Origin of the sequence: Amycolatopsis coloradensis, from assembly GCF_037997115.1 — a bacterium.
Taxonomy (GTDB): Bacteria; Actinomycetota; Actinomycetes; order Mycobacteriales; family Pseudonocardiaceae; genus Amycolatopsis; species Amycolatopsis coloradensis_A.
On record NZ_CP150484.1, the window covers coordinates 7,796,672 to 7,814,378 of the forward strand.

15 protein-coding genes are annotated in these 17,707 nt (G+C 70.4%); 3 read left to right on the forward strand and 12 right to left on the reverse strand.

The features are described from left to right. Positions 1-2 precede the first annotated feature (2 nt). The 11 genes from mraY to LCL61_RS36405 form a co-directional block, all read right to left on the reverse strand. On the reverse strand, positions 3-1,088 hold the full coding sequence (gene mraY / locus LCL61_RS36355; RefSeq protein WP_016332673.1) for a phospho-N-acetylmuramoyl-pentapeptide-transferase: 1,086 nt from the start codon (positions 1,086-1,088) through the stop codon (positions 3-5). After that, positions 1,085-2,596, reverse strand: a complete 1,512-nt coding sequence (locus LCL61_RS36360; protein WP_340683930.1) for a UDP-N-acetylmuramoyl-tripeptide--D-alanyl-D-alanine ligase — start codon at positions 2,594-2,596, stop codon at positions 1,085-1,087. The genes mraY and LCL61_RS36360 overlap by 4 nt, the downstream gene beginning before the upstream one ends. After that, the gene (locus tag LCL61_RS36365; protein ID WP_340688763.1) at positions 2,593-4,098 is read right to left on the reverse strand and encodes a UDP-N-acetylmuramoyl-L-alanyl-D-glutamate--2,6-diaminopimelate ligase; all 1,506 of its coding nucleotides are present in this window, start codon (positions 4,096-4,098) and stop codon (positions 2,593-2,595) included. Before LCL61_RS36365 ends, LCL61_RS36360 begins: the two co-directional genes overlap by 4 nt. Positions 4,099-4,464: 366 nt before the next feature. Beyond that, positions 4,465-6,393: a penicillin-binding protein 2 gene (locus LCL61_RS36370; protein WP_340683931.1), complete on the reverse strand. Its 1,929-nt coding sequence runs from the start codon at positions 6,391-6,393 to the stop codon at positions 4,465-4,467. Continuing rightward, a complete protein-coding gene (locus tag LCL61_RS36375) occupies positions 6,393-7,100 on the reverse strand; it encodes a hypothetical protein (RefSeq protein WP_340683932.1) in 708 nt (235 codons plus the stop codon). The genes LCL61_RS36370 and LCL61_RS36375 overlap by 1 nt, the downstream gene beginning before the upstream one ends. Further along, a complete protein-coding gene (rsmH, locus tag LCL61_RS36380; RefSeq protein ID WP_034312074.1) occupies positions 7,097-8,056 on the reverse strand; it encodes a 16S rRNA (cytosine(1402)-N(4))-methyltransferase RsmH in 960 nt (319 codons plus the stop codon). The genes LCL61_RS36375 and rsmH overlap by 4 nt, the downstream gene beginning before the upstream one ends. Positions 8,057-8,258: 202 nt before the next feature. After that, on the reverse strand, positions 8,259-8,690 hold the full coding sequence (mraZ, locus tag LCL61_RS36385) for a division/cell wall cluster transcriptional repressor MraZ (protein ID WP_005156436.1): 432 nt from the start codon (positions 8,688-8,690) through the stop codon (positions 8,259-8,261). An 800-nt stretch (positions 8,691-9,490) separates the two neighbouring features. Next, complete coding sequence (locus LCL61_RS36390) at positions 9,491-10,243, reverse strand: ESX secretion-associated protein EspG (RefSeq protein ID WP_340683933.1); 753 nt, start codon at positions 10,241-10,243, stop codon at positions 9,491-9,493. After that, entirely contained in the window at positions 10,240-10,818 is a 579-nt protein-coding gene (locus LCL61_RS36395) for a PPE domain-containing protein (RefSeq protein ID WP_340683934.1), read from the reverse strand. The genes LCL61_RS36390 and LCL61_RS36395 overlap by 4 nt, the downstream gene beginning before the upstream one ends. A gap of 10 nt (positions 10,819-10,828) precedes the next feature. Next, a complete protein-coding gene (locus LCL61_RS36400; protein ID WP_340683935.1) occupies positions 10,829-11,362 on the reverse strand; it encodes a DUF3558 domain-containing protein in 534 nt (177 codons plus the stop codon). A gap of 4 nt (positions 11,363-11,366) precedes the next feature. Next, on the reverse strand, positions 11,367-11,720 hold the full coding sequence (locus tag LCL61_RS36405) for a hypothetical protein (RefSeq protein WP_219153439.1): 354 nt from the start codon (positions 11,718-11,720) through the stop codon (positions 11,367-11,369). Positions 11,721-11,991: 271 nt separating this feature from the next. Here LCL61_RS36405 and LCL61_RS36410 point away from each other — a divergent pair, with 271 nt between their 5' ends. From LCL61_RS36410 to LCL61_RS36420, 3 genes are all read left to right on the forward strand, one after another. Beyond that, on the forward strand, positions 11,992-13,077 hold the full coding sequence (locus LCL61_RS36410) for a MoxR family ATPase (protein WP_340683936.1): 1,086 nt from the start codon (positions 11,992-11,994) through the stop codon (positions 13,075-13,077). 68 nt (positions 13,078-13,145) lie between these two features. After that, entirely contained in the window at positions 13,146-14,420 is a 1,275-nt protein-coding gene (locus LCL61_RS36415; protein WP_340683937.1) for a DUF58 domain-containing protein, read from the forward strand. Next, on the forward strand, positions 14,417-16,945 hold the full coding sequence (locus LCL61_RS36420) for a DUF3488 and transglutaminase-like domain-containing protein (protein WP_340683938.1): 2,529 nt from the start codon (positions 14,417-14,419) through the stop codon (positions 16,943-16,945). Before LCL61_RS36415 ends, LCL61_RS36420 begins: the two co-directional genes overlap by 4 nt. Before the next feature lie 258 nt (positions 16,946-17,203). Here the strand turns inward: LCL61_RS36420 and LCL61_RS36425 are convergent, their stop codons facing one another. Beyond that, positions 17,204-17,617 (reverse strand): DUF3040 domain-containing protein, encoded by a 414-nt coding sequence (locus tag LCL61_RS36425; RefSeq protein WP_125675808.1) that lies wholly within the window; start codon positions 17,615-17,617, stop codon positions 17,204-17,206. Positions 17,618-17,707 lie beyond the last annotated feature (90 nt).

The window sequence follows — 17,707 nt, forward strand, 5'->3', positions numbered from 1 at the left end:
TGCTAACCCCCGAGACCCAGCTGCTCGCTATAGAACAGGCCGAGACCGAACATGCAGCAGATGGCCGACAGCAGCCAGAACCGGATGATGACGGTGGTTTCGGCCCAGCCCGCGAGCTCGAAGTGGTGATGGAACGGCGCCATCCGGAACAGCCGACGCCGGGTCGTGCGGAACACGGCGATCTGCGCGACCACCGAGATCATCTCGACCATGAACAGACCGCCGATGACGATGGCGAGCAGTTCGGTGCGAGTGGTCATCGACAGGCCGGCGACGAGGCCACCGAGGGCCAGTGAACCGGTGTCGCCCATGAAGATCTTCGCCGGGGCGGCGTTCCACCACAGGAAGCCGACGCAGGCACCGGTCGCCGCGGCGGCCACCACGGCCAGGTCCAGCGGATCACGGACGTCGTAGCAGGCGGCCTGCGGGGTGACCGCGCACGAGAGACGGGTCTGCCAGAAGGCGATGACGACGTAGGTCGCCAGGACCATCGCCGCGGTGCCGCCGGCGAGACCGTCGAGGCCGTCGGTGAAGTTCACCGCGTTCGACCAGCCCGAGATGACGATGTAGCAGAAGATCACGAAGAACACCGACGGGAAGGTGATCAGCGCGAGGTCCCGCACGTAGGACAGGCTCTCCGACGCCGGGGTGAGCCCGCGTTCGTCGGCGAACTGCAGCGCCAGGATCGCGAAGGCGATCGTGACCACGAGCTGGCCGACCAGTTTCGCGGTCTTGTTCAGGCCGAGGTTGCGCTGCTTGCGGATCTTGATGAAGTCGTCGAGGAAGCCGACGAGCCCGAGGCCGACGGCCAGCAGGAGGACCAGCAGCCCCGAGGCGGACGGGCCGCCGGTGCCGTTGCCGCCGCTGAGCGCGCTGATCAGATGCGCCACGAAATACCCGACGACCATCGCGACGATGATCGCGACACCACCCATCGTCGGGGTACCGCGTTTGGATTTGTGTCCCTGCGGTCCTTCCTCCCGGATCTCCTGGCCGAAGCCCTGCCGGGAGAACACCCGGATCAGATAGGGAGTGAGGAGGATGGAGACCAGCAGGCCCGCCGCGGCCGCGATCAGGATGCTGATCACGCGTCACCACCGTTCGAGCGTTCTTGAGAGGAGGAAGGGGCTACTACAGGGGAGGCGAGCACGGCATCGGCCACCCGCCACAGCGCGGCGGCTTTGGAAGCCTTCACCAGCACCACGTCCCCCGCGCGGAGCTGATCATGCAGCAGGGCGATGGCGGCCTCGACGTCGGGTACCAGTACCGACTCCTCGCCCCAGGAACCCTCCTGCTGCGCGCCCTGATGGGTCGCCGCGGCCGCCTGGCCGATGACGACGAGCTTGTCGATGTTGAGCCGGACGACGAGCCTGCCGATGCCGTCGTGGGCCTCGACCGAGTTCTCGCCGAGGTCGCCCATCACGCCGAGCACGGCCCAGGAGCGGCGGTTCGCGCTCATCGACGCGAGCGCCTTGAGAGCGGCCCGCATCGACTCGGGGCTGGCGTTGAACGAGTCGTTGAGCACCGTCACGCCGTCGGCCCGGGTGGTGACCTCCATCCGGCGCTCCGAGCGCCGTTCGAGGTTCGACAGGCGAGCCGCGACCTCCTCGACCGTCGAGCCCATTTCCAGTGCCACGGCGGCCGCGCTGAGCGCGTTCCCGACGTGGTGCTCGCCGTAGAGCGACAGCTTCACCGGCGCCTCGCCGTCCGGAGTGACCAGCCGGAACGACGCGCGCGCTTCGCCGTCGAGGGTGATGTCGGCAGCGCGGACCTGCGCGGACTCGCTCTCACCGACGAACACCACGCGCGCCTTCGTCCGGCTCGCCATCGCGGCGACGTACGGGTCGTCGAGGTTCAGGACCGCGACACCGCCGTCCTCCGCGCTCGGCAGCGCCTCGACGAGCTCACCCTTGCCCTTGGCGATGCCCTCACGGGAGCCGAACTCGCCGACGTGGGCGGTGCCGACGTTGAGCACGACGCCGATCCGCGGCGGCGCGATGGCAGCCAGTTCGGCGATGTGGCCGGGACCGCGGGCGGAGAGCTCCAGGACGAGCTGCCGCGTCGTGCCGTCGGCCCTCAGCGCCGTCCAGGGGTGGCCCAGTTCGTTGTTGAACGATCCCGGCGGTGCCACCGTCGGGCCGAGCGGCTCCAGCAGCTGGGCGATGATGTCCTTGGTGGAGGTCTTGCCCGCCGAACCGGTGACCCCGACGACGGTCAGGTGGTCGCCGGCGAGCTTCTGGATCACGTACCGGGCGAGCTTGGCGAGCGCGGCCAGCACCGCGGCACCCGCCCCGTCCTTGTCCGAGACCAGCGCGAAGGCCCGCTCGTGGGCCACACCGCCGTCCAGCGGCGGCACGATCACGGCCGGGGCGTCGACCTTACGGGCAGCGAGCACCGCGACGGCGCCGGACTCGACGGCCCGCGCGGCGAAGTCGTGGCCGTCGACCTTCGCCCCGGGCAGCGCGATGAACAGGCCTCCGGGCGTGATCTCACGGGTGTCGAATTCGACGCTTCCGGTGACCTCGGCGGTCCCGTCGGTCCGATGCAGCCTGCCGCCGACGATGGCGGCGATCTCGGCCAGGCTGAGCACGATCACTCTGTCTCCAGACGTCTGCGGATGGCGGAGGCCAGCTCTTCCCGGTCGGAGAACGGGTGCACGACACCCTGGACCTCCTGGCCGGTCTCGTGGCCCTTGCCCGCGATGAGCACGATGTCGCCGGGCTGGGCGAGTTCGACCGCGCGGACGATGGCTTCCCGGCGGTCGGCGATCTCGAGGATCTCGCCGCCCAAAGCCGGACCGGCGTTGCGGGCACCGGCCAGCATCGCCGCCCGGATCGCGGCCGGGTTCTCCGAACGAGGGTTGTCGTCGGTCACGATCAGGATCTCGCTGCGCCGGACCGCCGCCTCGCCCATCACCGGGCGCTTGGCGGTGTCGCGGTCCCCGCCGCAGCCGAGGACGGTGATGATCCGGCCCTCGGTGCGGGCGCGCAGCGCGTCGAGCCCCTGCGCGACCGCGGCGGGCTTGTGCGCGTAGTCGACGACGGCCGTGAACGGCTGGCCGAGGTAGACCCGCTCCATCCGGCCCGGCACCTCGACCGAGGCGAGCCCGGCGACGATGGCGTCGAGCGGGACACCGGCGGTGTTCAGGATCGCGGCAGCGAGCACGGCGTTCGCCACGTTGAACCCACCCGGCAGCGGGATCTTCGCCGAGGCGGTGAGGCCTTCGGGACCGTGGAGGGTGAAGGTCTGCTCCCCCGCCGGGGTGGGGGTCAGGTCGGTGGCGCGCCACAGCGCGTCCGTGCCCGGTTCGGTGGACACGGTCACCGTGTGCGGGGTGAGGAGTGCCTGGCCCCAGGCGCTGTCGGCGACGACCACCTCGGCGGTGGAACGGCCGTCGAACAGCAGCGACTTGGCGGCGAAGTACTCCTCCATGTCCTTGTGGAAGTCCAGGTGGTCCTGGGAGAGATTGGTGAAGGCGCCGACCGCGAAACGCGTGCCGTTGACCCGGCCGAGCGACAGAGCGTGGCTGGAGACCTCCATGGGGACGTGCGTGACCCCGCGTTCCACCATCACGGCGAGGAGGGCCTGCAGATCCGGCGCCTCGGGGGTGGTGAACCCGCTGGCCAGCCGCTCCCCCGCGATCCGGGTCTCGACCGTGCCGATCAGCCCGGTGGTGAGCCCGGCCGCCTTGAGCCCGGCGTCGACCAGGTACGACGTCGTGGTCTTGCCCGACGTCCCGGTGATGCCGAGGACGGACAGTTCCAGCGACGGCTCGCCGTAGATCCAGGCGGCGATCTCGCCGAGGGCGGCGCGCGGGTCCGGGTGCACCAGGATCGGCACGCCGGCGTCGCGGAGCACCGGGCGCTCGGCACCGGCCTCGTCGGTGAGCACGGCGGCCGCGCCGGCGGCGATGGCCTGGTCGCTGAAGTCCGCACCGTGGGCGCGGGCGCCGGGAAGCGCGGCGAAGAGGTCACCGGGGAGGACGTGCTGCGCGCGCAGCGTGCTGCCCGTGACCGTCAGCTCGGCCGCGGCCGGGTAGTCGTCGCCGCCGACCACGAGCCGCGCGCCCGCCCTGGCGAGCAGCGTGCCCAGCGGCATCGGCTCGATCCTGGCCGGGCGAGGGGGTGCGGCGACGGCCTTGACCGGACTGTCCGGGACCTGGGCAGCCGTCGCGCCGGACCCGCTTTCGACGGCGGGACCGCTGCGGGGATCTGAAGTAGGCACCGACACAGCCAAGGAGGTTACCGGCGCGGCATTCGGGTGACTGAAGCGGTGCGGTGTGTGCACGCGACGATCACTCGCGTGGTATTGGGTTTCGCGAGCTCTCCTTGGCACGCAAGGGCTTCCGACTGTCGCTTGAGGACAGCGAGCGCGGCCGGGGGCCGAAGGGCCCTTTCCCCGCGTCTTACGCGGTGAAGGACGCGTTCCTCGCATGTCATGCGGGGAAAGCGTCCTTCACCGGCATCAGGAGAGCACCAGCGGCACCTGGGGTGACGGGCCGTCCGAAAGCGGGATTTGGAACCGCTGCGCCAGATACGCGGCCACCGAGTGGAACAGCGGCGCGGCCGAGAGCCCTTGCTGCAGGGTGGCGTCCGGGGCGTCGAGCCGGATGCCGACCACGAAGCGCGGGTTGTCGGCGGGCAGGATCCCGGCGAAGGTGATGTTGTACAGGTGGTCGCTGTACGTCTTCGTCTTCGGGTCGACCTGCTGGCCGGTGCCCGTCTTCCCCGAGATCTGGTACCCCTCCAGCGCCGCCTTCGGCCCGGTGCCGCTCTGCTGCCCGCGGCCCCGCTGCGTCACGGCGCGCATCATCTCGCGGACGGTCTTCGCCGCCTGCGGGCTGATGACCTGGACGGTCTTCGGCGCCGGCTCGGGAACGACGGTCCCGTCCGGATTGACCTTCGCCTTGACCACCCGCGGTTCCACGCGCAGCCCGTCGTTCGCGATGGCCTGGTACATCCCGGCCATCTGCACGACGGTCATCGAAAGCCCCTGCCCGATCGGCAGGTTTCCGAAGGTCGTGGCCGACCACTGGTTGCGCGGCGGCACGACGCCCGGGCTCTCGCCGGGGAGGCCGAGACCCGTGCGCTGGCCGAGACCGAACTTCTTGAGCAGGTCCGCGTACCGGTCCTCGCCGAGCTTCTGCGCCAGCAACAGGGTGCCGACGTTCGACGACTTCGCGAAGATTCCGGTGGTGGTGAACTGCTGCGTGCCGTGATGCCAGGCGTCCTTGACGACCTTGTCCGCGACCTGCAGTGAACCCGGCACCGGCAGAGACGCCTCCGGCGTCGTGATACCCGCGTCGATCGCGCCCGCGGCGGTGACGATCTTGTTCACCGAACCGGGTTCGAACGGCGTGGTCACCGCGCGGTTGTTCAGGTTCTCCGTCTCGCTGCGCGAAGCCGGGTCGTTGAGGTTGACGGTCTTGTCGTTGGCCAGCGCGTAGACCTCGCCGGTCTTGGAGTCCAGGATGACCGCCTGGCCGCCCTTGGCCTTCGACTTGACGACGTACTCGCTCAGCTGCCGCTGCAGTTCGTACTGCAGGTCGGTGTCGATCGTGAGCTGCAGGTCCGAACCGGGAACGGCGTTCTGGATGTCCCGCTCGGTGCCGGGGATGACAAGGTTGTCGTTGCCGTTACGGGTGTTGACGATCTTGCGGCCCGGCGTCCCGGCGAGGTCGTTGTCCCGCGAGGCTTCGAGACCGTAACCACCGTGCAGGTTGTGCTTGGAGACGTCCTTGTCGTCGGTGCGCCAGTTCGCGTAGCCGACGATGTTCGCACCGATCGAGTCACCGGGATACTCCCGCTTCGAGCGCTTCTCGACGCTGATCCACGGGTACTCCTTGACGATCGCCTCGGCGACCGAAGGTTCGATGTCGTGGACCAGGTACGTGAACCCGTCCGGCTTGTGGAACTTGTCCAGCAGTTCCTTCTCGGTGATCACCCCGGGCAGCTTGGCCGCGATCAGCTTCGCCGCGCCCGCCACCTCGGACTCGAAGTTCTTGCCCTTGGTGGGGTTTTTCGCGGCGAAGTCGTCCATCGTCTTGTGAAGCCAGTTCAGGCTCACGGCGAGTGTCCGCACCTCGACGCTGAACGCGATCTTCGTGCCGTTCCGGTCCAGGATGGACCCACGCTGGGCGGGACTTTCGATCACCGACGTCCGCTGCCGTTCCGCCGCCTCGGAGAGCGCGCCGGCCTCGAACCACTGCACCTGCACCAGTTTGAGGCCGGCGAGCACCATCACGACGATCAGCAGGATCCGGACGCCGGTGAACCGGCTCCGGTTTCCCCCGTTGCCCCGGCGGGCGGTGGCACGACGTGTCCCGGCGGCGTACGTCCTGCGCGCGCTCCCCGCCGACCGGGCCCTGGACTGCGCCGGGCGACCGGGTGACATCACTGACCTCCCTGCGCCGGGGCCGCGTTCTCCTGCGGCACCGCGGGCTGGTCGCCCTCGTACGGCGTGCCCTGCTGCGTTCCCTCGGCGGGCGGCGGCGCCGTCGACTCGGCCGAGGCGGCGGGCGCCTCGGCTTCGGCCTTCTTCGGCTCACCGACCACAGTGGACTGTCCATCCGGGCCGACCACGATATGCGCGGGGTCGCCGCCGGGCACCATGCCCAGTTCCCTGGCCTTGGGCGCCAGCGAAGCAGGCGACTCGGCCTTCGCGACCTCGCGCTGCAGCCGCTCCTTCGCCTCGGCGAGCCCGGCGTTGGTCGTGCGGAGCTGTTCGAGCCGGTACGAATCGGCGATGGCCTGCGTGGTCAGCCACAGCGTGCACGCCACGCCGACGGCCAGCAGGCCCATCATCATCAGCACGAACGACGCCCGCGAACGCGGCCAGCGCAGCGTGAACTTCTTCTTCGGCTCTTCCTTGCCCGCACCGCCTTCGGCGTCGGGACGGTTGCGCTTCTGGTCTCGCTGCAGCAGGTCGGCGCGCTGGGCGCGGCGGGCGTAGGCGCGTTCGGCCGCCGACGTGCGGCCGCGGGAGGCACGGGTGGACGTCGTGGACTCGGTGCCGGGCGCCTGGTCGACCGTGCCGGTCGCGCGGGCACGCCGTCCGGGCGCCGGTGTCCGGCGGCCGCGGGACTTCGCGGGAGCGGTCATCGTGCTCGGTCTCCGATCCGTTCGGCGGCTCGCAGCCGCACGGAGGCGGCCCGCGTGTTCAGTTCGGTCTCCGCCTCGCCGGCCTTCTCGGCCCCTCTGGTGAGCAGTTTCAGTTCCGGGCCGTGGCCCGGCAGTTCCACCGGAAGCCCTTCCGGCGTCCGGGATTTCGCCAGTTCCGCGAAGGCCTGCTTGACCAGCCGGTCTTCGAGGGACTGATAGGACTCCACGACGATGCGGCCGCCGACGGCGAGCGAGGACAGCGCCCGCGGCATCGCCCGCCGCAGCACCTCCAGTTCGCCGTTGACCTCGATCCGCAACGCCTGGAACGTGCGTTTCGCCGGATGCCCGCCGGTGCGCCTGCTCGCCGCGGGGACCGCGTCGTACAGCAGTTCCACCAGGCGCCCGCTGCGCGTGAAGGGTTCCTTCTCTCGTTCCGCCACAACGGCTTTGACGATCCGCTGGGCGAAGCGTTCCTCGCCGTAGTCGCGGAGGATCCGGATCAGCTCGCCGGGGGCGTAGGTGTTGAGCACGTCGGCCGCGGTGAACCCGGTGGTCGGGTCCATCCGCATGTCGAGCGGGGAATCCTTGGAGTAGGCGAAACCGCGCTCGGCACGGTCGAGCTGCATCGAGGAGACCCCGAGGTCGAAGAGGATCCCGTCCACTCTGGACAGTCCGAGGCCCTGCAGCGCGGACGGCATCTCGTCGTAGACGGCGTGCACGAAGTCGACTCGATCACCGTGCCGCGCGAGCCGTTTCGCGGAGAGTTCCAGCGCGTTGGGGTCACGGTCGAGAGCGACCAGGCGCAGCAGGGGGAACGCGGTGAGCAGCGCGTCGGAATGACCGCCGAGTCCGACGGTCGCGTCGACCAGCACGGCCTCGCGGTCGGAGAAGACCGGCGCGAACAGCTCGACGATGCGGTCCAGCAGCACCGGTACGTGCTCGTGTTCGTCTGCCATGTCTTCCCCCTTCCTGTAGTGCCGGGGAAGATGCCGGATGCCGTCAGGTCCCTGTCCGCCCGCCTGCTGACCTGGTACCGGGGAAGGTGTACCAGGGCCACTGAGCGGACAGAGGCCTCACGGCATCCGTGTGGACGGTTCCCGGCGTGTCCGAAGCATGAACCCGCGCCCCCCGACGGCGTGGGTGCTTCCTCGGCCACGTCTAGAAGACGCCCGGCAGAACTTCCTCTCGAGCCTTCGCGTAGCTGTCCTCGTGTTCGTCCAGGTAGCCCTGCCACGCTTGGGCGTCCCAGATCTCCAGCCTGGTGATCGCCCCGATCACCACGCACTCCTTGTTCAGCCCGGCGTAGCGTCGGAGCTCGGACGCGATCGCGATACGTCCTTGCCCGTCCGGGCGTTGTTCGTCCGTCCCGGCGAAGAGATAACGCTGGTAGGCCCGGACCGCCTCGTTCGTGAACGGGGCGTCGGCGACCTTCCTCGCCATCTGCTCGAACTCCGCCCGGGGGAAGACGAAGAGACAGTGATCCTGTCCCTTGGTGACCATCAGCCCACCGGCGAGCGCGTCGCGGAACTTCGCGGGCAGCGTGAGCCGCCCTTTGTCATCCAGTTTCGGGGTGTGGGTGCCGAGGAACACCGGCCCCACCTCCCTACCGATCCCGGCTGCGAACAACCGAGCTCGGCCACGGGGCTCCCTTCTGCCCCACTGCGCACCACCGTACCCCACTTTTCACCACAGTCAACGCGGCAAAAGCCGCGACCACTCCGTCGTGTCAGACGTTTTCGCTGGTCAGCCAGGTGGGGCCAGGTGGGGGCGTGGTGGGGGACGGTGGCCAAGATCCCCCTGGGCGGGTATCGAAGCAACCTCATCCATGCCTGACACGTCCGGATATCGGCCGCCGGAACCCTGCTGTGGGGCGGAGTGGGGGTGAAAGTGGGGAATCCGGTGGGGCGCGGTGGGGACGGCCGAGGACACTGTGGAGGGTGACGTCGGTTCATCCCATGACGCGTCGACAAAGGACAGCCGTCTGGGCTCTCGTGGGCCCCGAGGTGTGGTGGCCCTGAGAGGCGATTGGGGTTCTATCCGTCCTCACCACTCACCAGGCTCAGCACCGGCGACGTCACGTGGTCGACCGGACGACACGCGAGCGTGGCGGTCCCAGAGGTAGTGAAGGCCTCCTTGCCTACCCTCAAGGAGATCGNGACTCCACCCGCACGTACGCGGTGGGCGAGCCGCGTGACGCCCGTCCGCGGCCAAGCTCATTCAGGAGCCAGAAGGTACCTGAGACACGATCTGTTCCAACCCGGATCGCCAACTCACGACCAGCCGCACAGACCAGGTCAGCCGCGGTGGCGCCGGCGGCGGCGTCCGTTCATCCCAGGCGTCGCACGACGGCTGACGCCGCGCCAGTTCTCGGGTTTTCGACCCGTCACAACCTAGCGGTCGTCGTCCAGCAGCGAAGCCAGCCGCGCGGCCAGCCGGGGACCATCCACAGGGGACACGTTCACCCACGCCTGCCCGCCACGGCCTTCGGTCCGCGCCGCGCAGTACGCGCCGACGTCGGTGTCGAACCAGGTCAGCCCGCCTGCCCGGTGCGCCCGGCCGTCGCGGTCGCGGGTCCGCACGGTGAACTGGCCCGCGCTGTAGACGGGCCGTGCCTGGATCGCGAGCACCTCGCGCAGCTGACTGTCCGAAGCCGACGATCGCCCGCCGTCTCCGAACACCGGATCCTCCAGGTCGTCGTCGAAACGCGCCGCGGGGAGGCTGATCCCGTAGCCGGGGCCGGGCCGCAGTTCGGGCAGGACATCGACGATCGCGGCGAACACCTCGCCGTCGCCGATCCCGGACAGCGCGATGGTCTGTTCCGGCTGCGTGGCCAGCACACCGTGCCGTCCGCGCGCGGCCGCGACCGCGCGGAACGGGGTATCGGCGGTCATGTCGGCGAGCGCCTCGCATTCGACGTAGACCTCGGCGCGCGCGAGCAGGTCCAGCCGCGCTTCCAGGGCGGCGTCGAGCCGGTCCCCGTCGTACAGGCCTCGTTCGGCGAGGTTTTCGTAGACCGCGCCGCGGATCTCGGCGCGCTCCGCTTCCGTGGCGCCGACACTGCGGACGGACAGTGGCCAAGGCGGGGCCGCGTGTCCCAGGTCGGACCAGAGGACGTCGAACGCCGACGCGGAAACGCGGATCAAGACCGCCCCAGCTCGGGCGGCTTCCCGAAGGAGACCTGCGGGGTCAGCGAACGCAGGGAGGCATCTCGGGTGTTCATGACGTCGACGGCTTTGCGCCGGGCCTCCTCGGCCGCCGCGTGCTTGGCCTCCATCTCGTCGGCGAGCGCGGCGAGGAGCGCGAGGTTTCCGCCGGCCGCGGCGCCGCGGATCATCGCGCCGGGGTCGTAGTCCACCGGCGGCGGCATGTCGGCACGGGCCCGCGCCGCCGCTTCGGCCTGCCCGGAAACGGCCTTCCCGAGCGCGGACGAGATGTCCGCGGACCAGGTCAACCAGCCGGACGCGCTGGCCAGCACACCACGGAGCGCGTCGCCCGCTTCGCCGCGCCAGTTCTCTTCACTGCTGCCGACCAGCCCGGCCAGCTCGGACGTCGCGTCGTGCATGCGCCGCGCGAGCGCGTCCCAGGCGGCGCCGATCCCGCCCGCCGCCTCGGGGTCGTTGCCCGCTTCGACTTCGGCGGCCAGCGCTTCGTGGCTGTAGGCCGCGTACCGCGTGGCCGCGACCGGGACCTCGCGGCCCGGCGTCTCTCCTTCAGGCACGGCAGTTCTCCTAAGGCAGTTTGGGTTCGGCCAATCCCGCCACCGTCATCGCGCGCTCGCAGGCGAGCGCGGTGTCGGTGAAGTTCGTGTTGCTCACGTCGATCTGGACGCTCGCCTTCTCCCCCATGCCGAGCAGGACCGCGCAGGTCCCGTCGGCGGCCTTCTTGTCGGCGACCTTGAGCGCGTCCCGGCCACCGACCTTGGTCTTGGTGGCGGTCTTGCGCGCGACCTCGAGATCCTTCAGGCCGTTGCGCTCGTCCACGGTGATGGTGACGCCGAAGGTGGCGGGCACCGTCCAGTCGCAGGCGCGGGCGCCGTTGATCTCCTTCGCGACGCCGAGCACGGTGATCCCGGCGTCCGACCGGTCCTGCGGGCCGAGCAGCGCGCACGGATCCAGCGTGGCAGGCGGGACGACAACCCCGGACGAACCGCCGGTCACCACCACCCGGGTGGACGGAACCGGCGCCTGGCCCGCGGCCCCTTGCCCGCAGGCGGACACTGTGAGGACGATGAGGACGCCGAGCGCGGGAAGGCGGGACTTCATGGGTTCAGCCGCCGACACAGTCCACGTCCGCCGCCGCTTGTTCGTCCTGTCGGGTGTAGCGGGCCAGCGCCTTCTCGATCCGGTTCTTGAGCGCCTCGAGTTCCTTGCCGAACGCCGTGAGCGCCTCGACCGCGGAGCCTTCGGCGCCGATCCCGTACTGCGCCATGAACCTGCCGACCTCGTCCGCGTATCCCCCGCCGAGGGGAACCGTGCGGCCGAGCACCTTGGCCTCGCGGACCATCTGGCCGACCACGTCCTGCAGGGCGGAGATCTTCACGTGGGCGTCCGCCGCCAGCTCCGGCGCGACCGCGAATCCGCTCAGATCGAACCGTGGTTTGGCGGTACTCACCTCGCTCATATGCGATTACGCCTCTCCGTAGTCGAGCGACCTCGTACCGGAGCATACGACAAAACCCGCCGTCAGCGGGAGCACCCGAAAACGCGCTCGACTCACCCGATCGAGGTAAGGTCTCCGGTTGCACAGAGTCATCGACTGGGGTTGGCGGGGTTCCCCCCACGAGTTCGCCCGAGTTTGACACACTTCGTGGGAGGCTGACCGCTGCCCGGGGGACTGACCGGTCCGGCAGAGGACCCAGCGGAAATCCAGCCACGCGGCATCAGGAGGTCGAGTGACGTCGAGAATCCAGTCTGCGACGCCCGGCGAACACCAGGGCGAGCAGGCAACCGGGCAAGCGCCGTACCCCACGGGCGCCGGCTCGGTCAGCGGTCGGCAGAACGGCCGTGACGCCAAGAACAGAGCGTCGCTGGACGAACTGCACGAGACCGCGCGGCGGATCGCCGCCAACGTGGAGCGGGTACTGGTCGGCAAACCCGACGTCATCCGCATCGCGCTCGTGACCCTGCTCGCCGAAGGCCACCTCCTCGTCGAAGACGTCCCCGGGGTCGGCAAGACCTCGCTGGCGAAGGCGCTGGCCCGCTCGATCGACTGCACCGTCAGCCGGATCCAGTTCACCCCCGACCTGTTGCCCAGCGACGTCACCGGGGTGTCCATCTACAACCGGCAGAGCGGCGGGTTCGAGTTCCGCCCCGGCCCGGTGTTCGCGAACATCGTGGTCGGCGACGAGATCAACCGCGCCTCGCCGAAGACGCAGTCGGCCCTGCTCGAATGCATGGAAGAGCACCAGGTCACCGTCGACACCTCGACCTACCATCTCGAAGAGCCGTTCATGGTGATCGCCACCCAGAACCCCATCGAGATGGAGGGCACCTACGCGCTGCCCGAGGCCCAGCGGGACCGGTTCACCGCGCGGGTGTCCATCGGCTACCCGGACCAGCAGGCCGAACTGGCCATGGTCGACGAGCACGCCGGGCACAACCCCCTGGCCGAGCTCGAGCCCGTCTCCGACCGCGAGTCGGTGCAGCGGCTGATCGAGACCGTGCGGTCGGTGCACATGTCGCCGGAGATCCGCCGTTACGCCGTCGACCTGGTGTCCGCGACCCGTCAGGTGCCGGAGATCCGTCTCGGCGCCTCGCCTCGGGCGACCCTGCAACTGGTCCGCGCGGCCCGCGCGCAGGCCGCGCTGTCGGGCCGCGAGTTCGTCGTCCCGGACGACCTGCACACGGTCGCGGTCCCGGTGCTGGCGCACCGCATGGTGCTCACCACCGAGGCGCACGCCGCCCGCCGTTCGGCCACCGACGTGGTCCGCGCGATCCTGCACCGCGTTCCCGTTCCGCAGGGCTCGAACCACCGCTGAGTAAGGAATCCATCCATGCCCCCGCCACCGCCCTCAACGGGCGAGCTTCGCTCGACGGATGAAACCACATGCTGCGTGCGCTGTCCGGCCTGACCACACGCGGCCGCTGCCTCCTCGCCGCCGGCGTGGCCGCGGCGGCTTGCTCGTTCGTGCTCAACGAACGGGATCTGCTGCGGGTCGCGGTGTTCGTCATCGCCCTGCCGCTGCTGGTCGCCTTCTTCATCTCGGCGACCCGGCTGCGGCTGGGCGCGGCCCGTTCGCTGCGCCCGGAGCGGGTCTCGGTCGGTTCGCCGGGCGAGGTCCAGCTCGAACTGTGGCGGGACGGCAGGCTCCCGGCGGGCGAGGTGCTTCTCGAAGACGGCGTGCCCTACGCGCTGGGTTCGCGGCCGCGGTTCGTCGTCGAACGCCTTCCCCACGACCGCCGGGTCGCGCTGCGCTACCCGTTGCAACCGGTGCTGCGCGGCGTCCAGCAGGTCGGCCCGCTGCGGGCGACGATCACCGACCCGTTCGGGCTGTGCGAATTCGAACGTGAGCTGATCGGGCATTCCCGGCTGGTCGTCGTGCCGAAGGTGGTCGGCCTGTGGGGCCTGCCCAGCGGCGCCGGGATCGGCGCGGGCGACGACGGCAGCATCCGCCTGCACGCCGGACAGGGCGAATCGGACGTGATCGTCCGGCAGTACCGGCAGGGCGACGACCTGCGGAAGGTCCACTGGCGCTCGACCGCCCGCCGCGACGAGATCATGGTCCGCGTCGAGGAACGGCCGTGGCGCGGCGGCACCACGGTGCTGCTGGACCACCGTGCGGCGGCGCACCACGGCACCGGCCCCGCGGCGAGCCTCGAATGGGCCGTCTCGTTCGCCGCTTCCGTGTCGCTGCACCTGCGCCGCTCCGGTCACCGGGTCCGGCTGATCACCGAACACGGCCAGACCCTGGCCGACACCCCCGGTGAGGGTGGCGAGCACTACGACAACGTCGTGCTCGACGTCCTCGCCGCACTCCAGCCCGCGCACCAGCGCGACATCACCCTCGGCCACGACCCGGCCGACGGACAGGAACTCATCGCGGTGCTCGGCACCGTCAGCAACGAATCCGTGCACGAGCTGTCCCGGTACCGCCCGCGCGGCATCCGGAGCCTCGCCGTGCTGCTCGACACCCCCGGCTGGTCCTCCGGCGTCAACCGGCCCGAAAACCGTGCCGCCGCCACCGAGGAATCGGTGGCGCTGCTGCGAGCCGCGGGCTGGGGCGTCGTCGTCGCCGGTCCCGGATCGCCCATGCCACAGGTCTGGGCCGAGCTCTGCCAGACGGCCACCCGCCGGGGCACGCTGATCGGAGGCGGCCTGTGACCGCGACCGCGCCACCCCGGCCGCATACCCCACAACCGCGGCCGTCCGCCCCGCCCCCGGTCTGGACGAGCAGTGTGCTCGCTCCGGTCGCCGCCGGGCTCGCCACGCTGTTCGCCTCGACCTCGCTCACCGGCGTCGTCTCCGGCTGGGCGTGGTTCGGCTACCTGCTGGTCGCCGTCGTCCTGATCGCCTCGACCGGACTCGCCCTGCGCTCGCTGCGCGCGCCGACCATCGTCGTCGGCTTGGCACAGCTGCTGGTGCTGTTGCTGCTGATCACCGGTGCGTTCACCACCAGCGGGATCCTGAAGATCTTCCCCGGCCCGGACGCGTTCGGGGAACTGCGCGGCGTCCTCGCCGCGGCGGCCGAGCAGATCCGCGTCGGCCTCCCGCCGATCGAGGGCACCCCGCCGATCCTCTGCCTGATCACCATCGCGATCGGCCTGGTCGCGGTCCTGGTCGACACGCTGGCCGTGGCCGCCGCCGCGCCCGCCGCGACCGGCCTGGTACTGCTGTGCGTGTACGCCGTCCCGGCCGCGCTGGCCGAGGACATGCTGCCGTGGTGGACGTTCCTGCTGGGCGCGGCCGCGTTCGCCGCCCTCCTCGCCGTCGACGGCAACCACCGGCATCGCCGCTGGCGCAACCGGGACGCGCCAGGACTGGGCAACTCGGCGAGCACGTTGTCGGCCCCCGTCGGCGTGGTGGCCGCCGCGATCGCGATGGGCCTGGTGATCGGCACGGCCGTCACCGGGGTCGGCACGGTCGGCAGCCTTCCGGGTGGGACCGGCTCGGGCCGCGGTGGCGCCGGCGGATTCGGCGTCGAGCCGTTCACGCAACTGCGCGGCCTGCTCGACCAGGGTGAGAACGTGGAGTTGTTCAAGGTCTACGGAATGGGCGCGGACAAACGGCTGCTGCGCGCGTTCACCCTCGACACGTACACGCCGAACAAGGGCTGGGGGCTCGCGCAGAACGGCCGCGCCCAGCAGGGTGTGCAGGCCAACAAGGGCCTTCCGCCCGCTCCGGGCGACGACGGCTCCGGTCCCGCGCGGGAGATCCGGATCGAACCGACGAACTGGGTCGACAACTGGCTGCCGATCTACGGCGCGCCGCGGGCGCTCAACGGGCTGGCCGACAACTGGCTGTACGACCCGGTCGGCGGCGCCGTGTTCACCACGACCAAGCAGAACGCGCCCGCCTACACCGAGACCGCGTCCATCGAGAACCCGACGAAGGACGAACTCCGGCGCGACGACGCCCGCCTGGCCGAGGTTCCGCAGCAGTTCACCCAGATCGACCGCGTCGACCCCCGCGTGGTCGCGAAGGCCAAGCAGCTGACGGAAAACGAGTCCAACAACTTCGACAAGGCGCAGGCACTCTGGTCGTTCTTCACCGCGCAGAACGGATTCGTCTACGACACCAAGACCGCGGACGCCACCGACTCCGACGCGCTCGCCGACTTCATCCTCAACGGCAAACGCGGGTTCTGCGAGCAGTACGCGTCGGCGATGGCCGTGATGCTGCGGTCGGTCGGCATCCCGTCGCGGGTCGCCATCGGCTTCTCCTCCGGGACCCCGAAGGGCGACTACGTCTCGATCACCTCCGAGGACGCGCACGCGTGGGTCGAGGTCTACTTCCAGACGAAGGGCTGGGTCAGCTTCGACCCGACCCCGCTGCTCGACGGCCGCGCGGTCGTCCCCCCGTACCTGCAGAACGACACCGGCAGCTCCACGGCCAACGACACCCAGGAAGTGCCGAGCGCACCCGCGTCGAGCGCACCCGCCACCGGCACGCCCCGCGACCCCGGCGCCGATCTCGGCGCGGACGGCGGCACGGGCCAGCAGGAGGAAGAGCCGCTGTGGCCCGCGATCCTCGCCGGGATCCTCGGTGGGCTGGCGGCCGCGCTGACCGTGGTGACGATCGTGCGGTCGCAGTTGAGATATCGGGCGCTGCTGCGCTCGTCGCCTGCCCGGTCCCCCGCCCCGGACGCGCCTGCCCCGGTCCGGGAGGACGGCGGGTTCCTGGACGACCAGAACGTGACGAACTGGCTGCCGCTGATCGTGATCGGGCTGTGGGTGGCGGCGTTCGCGTTCCTGGCGGCGTGGGTTTCGTGGTGGTTCGCGCTGGCGCTGGTGATCGTCCTCGGAGGGCTCGGCACGCCGACGGCGATCCGGGAGATCAAGCGACGGCTGCGGCTGCAGAAGATCGCGTCCCGCTCCCCCGCCGCGGCCGATGCGGCGTGGCGCGAACTGAGGGACGAATGCGCGGACCGGGGCCTGCCGCTCTCCGACGGCGACACGGTGCGCGTGGCGGGCCGGAAGGTCGTCGAGAAGCACCGGCTGGACGAGGAGGGCCGCACCGGCCTGCGGACGGTCATCGGTGTCGTGGAGCGGTCCTGGTACTCGGACCAGCCCGCGGACGACCCGACGCTGGGCCCGGCCTTCGACGAGGTTCGCAGGAGCCTGAAGCGGAACGCGCCGATGTCGTGGAAGGGCCGCCTGTTCCCGCGCTCGCTGCGGCGCGGCAAGTAGCCGACCGTGTCCTAGGTACGTCCTGGCCGTGTGCGGGTGGCGGTCTCGCGTGATCGGACGGACGACACGCGTGTGGCGATGGACGACTCGCGTGATTGGGTGGACGACTCGCGGCTAAGCCACGCCCGCGCGCGTGTCGTCCATCGGATCACGCGTGTCGTCCGGTCAATCACGCGCCAGGGAGAACCGGACCGAGGCATGACAACGCGAACATGCCGACAAGGCATCGCCCTGCCGGCATGTTCGCGTGTATGGGAGCTATTGCTCCTCGAAGCGCTGGCGGAAGCGCTCTTCCATGCGCTGGGTGAACGAACTCCGGCGCGGGGACGCCTTGCCGCCACCTCCGCCGGCCCCCGGGCCACCGCTGTCCTTGCCGCCTTCCGTTTCGGCTCCTTGCCGAATCGATGTGACGGCCATCATGACTCCGAAGAACATCACGAGGAACCCGAGCACGCTGATCACGGGGATCTCGGCGACCCGGATGTTGACCACCACGCCGAGCACCAACAGTGCGACGCCCACTACGAACAGGGCGATGCCCTGCAAACGCCGTCGGCGGGCGGGGCGGCGCAACCGGGTGCCTCGCACCGTGGATGCGAACTTGGGGTCCTCGGCATAGAGCTCGCGCTCGATCTGATCGAGCAGCCGCTGCTCATGCTCGGAGAGTGGCATCTTTCCTCCTCCGGCACAGCTGTCGCGGGCGCCGGGCCGCGCAACGTCATGGACCCAACAGACAACCCCAGGCGGGGTGTCTCTGTCCAG

Excerpts from the sequence above, each read along its gene's own strand:
- LCL61_RS36365 (WP_340688763.1), bottom strand. The coding sequence starts at position 4,098 with ATGCCGCTGGGCACGCTGCTCGCCAGGGCGGGCGCGCGGCTCGTGGTC.
- LCL61_RS36370 (WP_340683931.1), bottom strand. The coding sequence starts at position 6,393 with ATGTCACCCGGTCGCCCGGCGCAGTCCAGGGCCCGGTCGGCGGGGAGC.
- LCL61_RS36375 (WP_340683932.1), bottom strand. The coding sequence starts at position 7,100 with ATGACCGCTCCCGCGAAGTCCCGCGGCCGCCGGACACCGGCGCCCGGA.
- rsmH (WP_034312074.1), bottom strand. The coding sequence starts at position 8,056 with ATGGCAGACGAACACGAGCACGTACCGGTGCTGCTGGACCGCATCGTC.
- LCL61_RS36400 (WP_340683935.1), bottom strand. The coding sequence starts at position 11,362 with ATGAAGTCCCGCCTTCCCGCGCTCGGCGTCCTCATCGTCCTCACAGTG.
- LCL61_RS36405 (WP_219153439.1), bottom strand. The coding sequence starts at position 11,720 with ATGAGCGAGGTGAGTACCGCCAAACCACGGTTCGATCTGAGCGGATTC.
- LCL61_RS36415 (WP_340683937.1), top strand. The coding sequence starts at position 13,146 with ATGCTGCGTGCGCTGTCCGGCCTGACCACACGCGGCCGCTGCCTCCTC.
- LCL61_RS36425 (WP_125675808.1), bottom strand. The coding sequence starts at position 17,617 with ATGCCACTCTCCGAGCATGAGCAGCGGCTGCTCGATCAGATCGAGCGC.